The organism is Novipirellula sp., from assembly GCF_041583735.1.
In the GTDB taxonomy this organism is placed as follows: domain Bacteria; phylum Planctomycetota; class Planctomycetia; order Pirellulales; family Pirellulaceae; genus Novipirellula.
Window position 1 is genome coordinate 1 of sequence record NZ_JBFHFD010000629.1, and the last position, 5,044, is coordinate 5,044.

3 protein-coding genes are annotated in these 5,044 nt (G+C 57.4%); 1 reads left to right on the forward strand and 2 read right to left on the reverse strand.

Translation table 11 applies throughout. The features are described from left to right. Nucleotides 1–28: 28 nt before the first annotated feature. Nucleotides 29–2,389 (reverse strand): TolC family protein, encoded by a 2,361-nt coding sequence (locus ABX962_RS29800; RefSeq protein WP_372724990.1) that lies wholly within the window; start codon nt 2,387–2,389, stop codon nt 29–31. 251 nt (nt 2,390–2,640) lie between these two features. Then, on the reverse strand, nt 2,641–3,519 hold the full coding sequence (locus ABX962_RS29805) for a carbon-nitrogen hydrolase family protein (protein WP_372724992.1): 879 nt from the start codon (nt 3,517–3,519) through the stop codon (nt 2,641–2,643). Between the two features lie 159 nt (nt 3,520–3,678). Between ABX962_RS29805 and sthA the strand changes: the two genes are divergently transcribed. Next, nucleotides 3,679–5,044 (forward strand): Si-specific NAD(P)(+) transhydrogenase (gene sthA, locus ABX962_RS29810; protein ID WP_372724994.1); only part of this gene is annotated, 1,366 nt, incomplete at its 3' end.

Below are 5,044 nucleotides of genomic sequence, written 5' to 3' on the forward strand. Positions count from 1 at the left end.
CGGCCGACCCGCTGCCGACTCTGCCCGCTTAACGCTGGAACTTGAGCGGCGAAACATGAACCTCGGGAAGCAATTCGGCTGCCTGAGCCTCGATTTCAGCCCGCAGGGCATCGGCTTTCGACTGGGCCTCGGATCGTGAACCGTGACGCTTGGCGACCACGACTTCTGGGAAGCCAACCGAGTCTGGAGTTTCCGTGCTTGCGGTTGCCGATCCAATCGGTTGCGAGGAAAACAGGTCATCCCAACCATCGACTTGATCCGGCAGCATCAACAGCGGTGCCGAGGCCGATTGCTGTATTGGAGCGGGCAAGGACTCATCGGAGGTGACTTTCACCGGAGGTTGGCCGACCACGACTTGCGGATAGCTCTCGATCGGTCCCGCACTTGCGGCATTGCCAATCCAACTAGGCCGGTACGGTTGGGACACCACCGGAGCGAACGGCTCAGGTGAAACCGCAGCCTGATCATCGGTCTTGGGTTTCGCAGTGGGCGGAGCAGGCGGGGCTTCCTGAATCGGGGCTTCCTGCTGCGGGGCCGACTCGGCTGGCTGCGACTCGGCTGGCTGCGAAGGGGTTGGCAACGTCGAGCCCGTCTCGTCGGCTTCGTCGGCGGTCGAAGGGATCATTTCGAATGATCGCAGCGATGCGCCGAGCGTGGTCTCTAATCCCAGCGCCGCTCGGTCAATCGTGCCGGTTGCGAAACGCCACTGAGCCAACGCTTGTTGATAACCGTAGACGGCTTGAATCGAAGCACGTTGCGCATCCACCAACGTTTGGTCATTGCGAAGCAACAAGTCGATGGTCGCTTTGTTTTTGTCGTACAACAGTTGCCGACCATCGCTCTGGGCGGTGGCCGATGCGACACGGGCCTGTGCGACATCAAGCGATTCATAGAACAATTCGATATCGACGGCAGCCGCATTGACCTCGGCATAAATATCGCGGCGAATCGCATCGAGTTGCGACTGCTGTGCGGCGAGTTGCCGGCATGCTTGTCGGGCTCTTGCGTACGCCGCCCGCTGGCCCACCGATTGCCGGAACTCGAACCCGACAAACCAATCTTGATAGTTGCCGTCAAACGCCGTGTCGATGGCATCGTCCAAGCGGGTTTCCAAGCCATTTTGGGTGTAACCAAAGTTGGCACGGATGTCGGGTCGCAACAGATCACGGGCTTGCAAAATCTGCAGCTTTGCCGCTCGCACCAACGTGCGTTGAGCTTCCACCTCGGGGCGGAATCCCGACTGGACCATGCCCTCGTCAAAGTGCAGCGAGAGATCCATCTGAGGTTGATCCGCAGGCACCAACCGAATCGTACGGCCGCGGTAATCGCCCATCAACCGCAACAGTTCCACGGCGGCCAGATCCGCGGTCCGGCGCAGTTCAATCTCCGTTAAGCGAGCGGTTTGATACAGCTCGTCTGCCTGAGCCACATCCACGATCGTCGACTCACGCTGCTCCAAACGCGATCGTTCACTATCGACTAATTTTTTGAAACGCGCGGTCGATTCGAGGGCGACTTGATGCTCGGCATACAGCCCAGCGTACTCCCAATAGGCGACCTCGACATCACGGAACGCCGTATTGATCTCGGCCCGCAACTCGGAACTGAGCGACATGTAGGCGTAACGTGCCAATTGGATCGGAGATTCATTGATAACACGTCGACGCCCTTGAGCCAGTTGTTGGCTGAAGCGGAAGTTCAAATCCGCGTCCCAGGCCGGGTTGATCAAGACATCTGGCCCCACAGGAGACAGGAAATTGTAACCGTTGTTGTAACCCAACAAGTACTCACCACCGGTGCGTGTCCGCTTGCTGTACGACAACATGTTGCCGCTGATCGAGCGAAGAAAATCGGTTTGCAATTCGCGGGTGGGAAGTCCAAAGGTAGCAACGGAGTTACTGAGCTGACGATCGAGTTTTCCACCTTCGATATCCACTCCGACTCGCCCATCAAAATAGGCGTCCGCGATCGTCACATCCTCGGCGATCGCCGCTAGCGCATTGGACAAACTGTCAAGCTCGGGATTCGAATCGACAACCCGGGCTCGCGCTTCGGCAAGCGTCAGATAGACGACCGGACGGGAATCCACCACCGAGTTGCCGCCCATCGCAGCGGATGCCGCAAACGCCTGGACCGATTCCGGTTGATTCGAATAGGGGCCTGGATTGCCCGCGCCCTCGGCAAACGTGGTCGTTTGAACCGTCCCGTGAACTCGGCTTGCCGTAAAGAACGGCGATGCGGGATTGCCTGCCAAAACCGGAGTCAGGTTGCCACCCCCGGTCGCTGCGATCAGCACACCAAGCAAGGCGCGACGCCAACGTCGGGTCGACCGCGATGCCAATGCGTTTCGGGAGGTGGTTTCGGTGCGGTTGAGCGATTTTTTAGTCATCTGCCAATCCATCGGCTACAGGGTGGGGAGGTGAGGTTGGCGTGTGAAACTGCGACGCCGAGCCACTCGCCCTTTGCACGTCCCACACACGGATCGAGGTGCGTTGCGCTCGATTCCGAACACCGCAAACACCTCGGTTGGCTACCTACCCACTTCGGCGCACCGATCGGCTACTCTCGATTCCTTGCCCCAAAAATAGCCGACGCTGCCCCCCCACCGGCTCAACGTTTGTTACAACCCGTCTAATCTAACTAGACAGGGGGTGTGGTTGTCCCATCATTAGCGGATTTAGCGGTTAGAGAAGCTGGCTTGGCAGCAGCAACCGCCTCGTAAAAATCGGGACATCGATCCTCGAATCGGTCGATCACATGGGCTCCCGGCGTTCGCTCGATCCGCTTGTTCCGCGCGTCCGCCAAGTTGACGTCGGCATACAAAATCTCGGGCTGATCCGCCTTGCTTTGAGCCAACACGACTCCGTCAGGACCGCAAATCGAACTCAATCCGCAGAATTTGAAACCACCTTCGCTACCCACCCGATTGGCGGCAACGAAGAACAAATGGTTTTCCATGCTGCGTGCCGGAGGAACAATTTCAGCGGTCCGGTACGCCGTCACGGGCCAATTGGTCCCCAACGCAATGATGTCCGCTCCGGCCAACGCGAGCACCCGCATCGGTTCGGGAAACGAGCTGTCATAGCAAATCGCCAGCCCGACGCGTGCCTCTCCGGCCTGCAGCGGTTGGTAGGGAATATCGCCGCGATCGACGAAGCGATCGACTCCCAAGGCAGGCAAATGGACCTTGCGATAGCATCCGACCACCCCGCTCGGGCCAACCAACGCTGCCGCGTTAAACAGCTGATCGCCGCTTTTTTCCAAAAATCCAAACGTCAGATGCAAATCATACGTCGCGGCCAAGTGGGCAATGTCGATAAACACCTCATCGTCAATCGACACTGCCTGGTCCCATGCCTGTTCGCGGCTCTCATACGCGTAACCGCATAACATGCACTCGGGCATCACAACCAATTTGGCTTGCATTTTGCCCGCAGCATGGATGTGTTCGGCGATCCGTTTGCGGTTTTCGGCGATGTTGGCGAAAGTGACATCCGATTGGACGCAGGCGATTAGCATCGTAAAACACTCGTAAATGAAGCGAAGGTTAGGAAACCGTTAGCGTATCGCAGCGACGATTACTGTCGTAGGCCGTTGCATTGACAACTCTCTTCTTCAACGTCCACACTTCATGCGTGAACGCGAACTCGAACGCTCTCTCGAAAAGACGATCCCTAGATGAACGCCACGACTGAAAACGCAAAATTTGACTACGACCTATTCGTAATCGGCTCAGGCCCCGGAGGCGAGGGGGCAGCGATGCAGGCTGTGAAGGGGGGCATGCGAGTCGCCGTCGCAGAACGATACACCCAAATCGGCGGCGGCTGTACCCACTGGGGCACCATTCCGAGCAAGGCATTGCGTTACGCCATCACCTCCACAATGCGAACGCTCCGTAATCCGACATTTCAAGAGCTGGGGCTCCATTTTAGCCCCTCGCTCCAGCAGCTCAAACGTGGCACCCAGGCGATTATCGGCAAGCAAGTCACGATGCGGCAATCGTTTTACGAACGCAACGGGGTCCCCGTCTTTCAAGGCACCGCTCGTTTTCTGGATTCACAAACGATTTCCATTGATGGCGACAAACCGATTCGTGCCAAACACTTTGTGATCGCCACCGGATCGCGTCCGTTTCGTCCCGCCGATGTCGATTTCACGCATCCTCGGATCTACGACAGCGACACGATCCTCGACATGTCTCACAAACCGACCACGTTCTGCGTCTATGGTGCGGGCGTGATCGGAACCGAGTACGCTTCGATGTTTCGCAACCTGGGGATCAAAGTCAACTTGATCAACACTCGCGAAAAACTGCTCGAATTTCTCGACGACGAAATTATCGACGCACTCTCGTATCACTTGCGTGATCAAGGCGTGATCATTCGACACAATGAAACGATGGAGCGAGTCGAACCGACTGACGATGGAGTGATCTTGCATTTGCAAAGCGGCAAGCGGGTCAAAACAGACGCCTTCCTGTGGGCCAACGGACGCTCCGGAAATACCGATGACTTGGGACTCGAAAATATTCCGATCGAAGCGAACAATCGCGGCCAGTTGATCGTCGACGAACAATTCCAAACCGTCGTTCCCCACATCTACGCCGTCGGCGATGTGATCGGCTACCCGTCGTTGGCCAGTGCCGCGTACACGCAAGGCCGCGCTGCAGGGATGCACATGCTCGGCCGCAAAGACGGCAATCTGCGAGTCAATGATATTCCCACCGGGATCTATACCAGCCCCGAAATCAGTTCAGTGGGCAAGACCGAACGTGAACTGACTGCCGCCTGCGTTCCCTACGAAGTCGGCCACAGTTTATTCCGATCGCTCGCACGCGCTCAGATCACCGGTGAAACCACCGGCATGCTGAAGCTGCTGTTTCACCGCGATACACTCGAGATTTTGGGCGTCCATTGTTTCGGTGCCAACGCATCGGAAATCGTGCATATCGGTCAAGCGATCATGAACCAACCGCACGGCCACAACACGGTCGAGTACTTCGTCGAAACCACGTTCAACTACCCGACGATGGCCGAAGCCTACC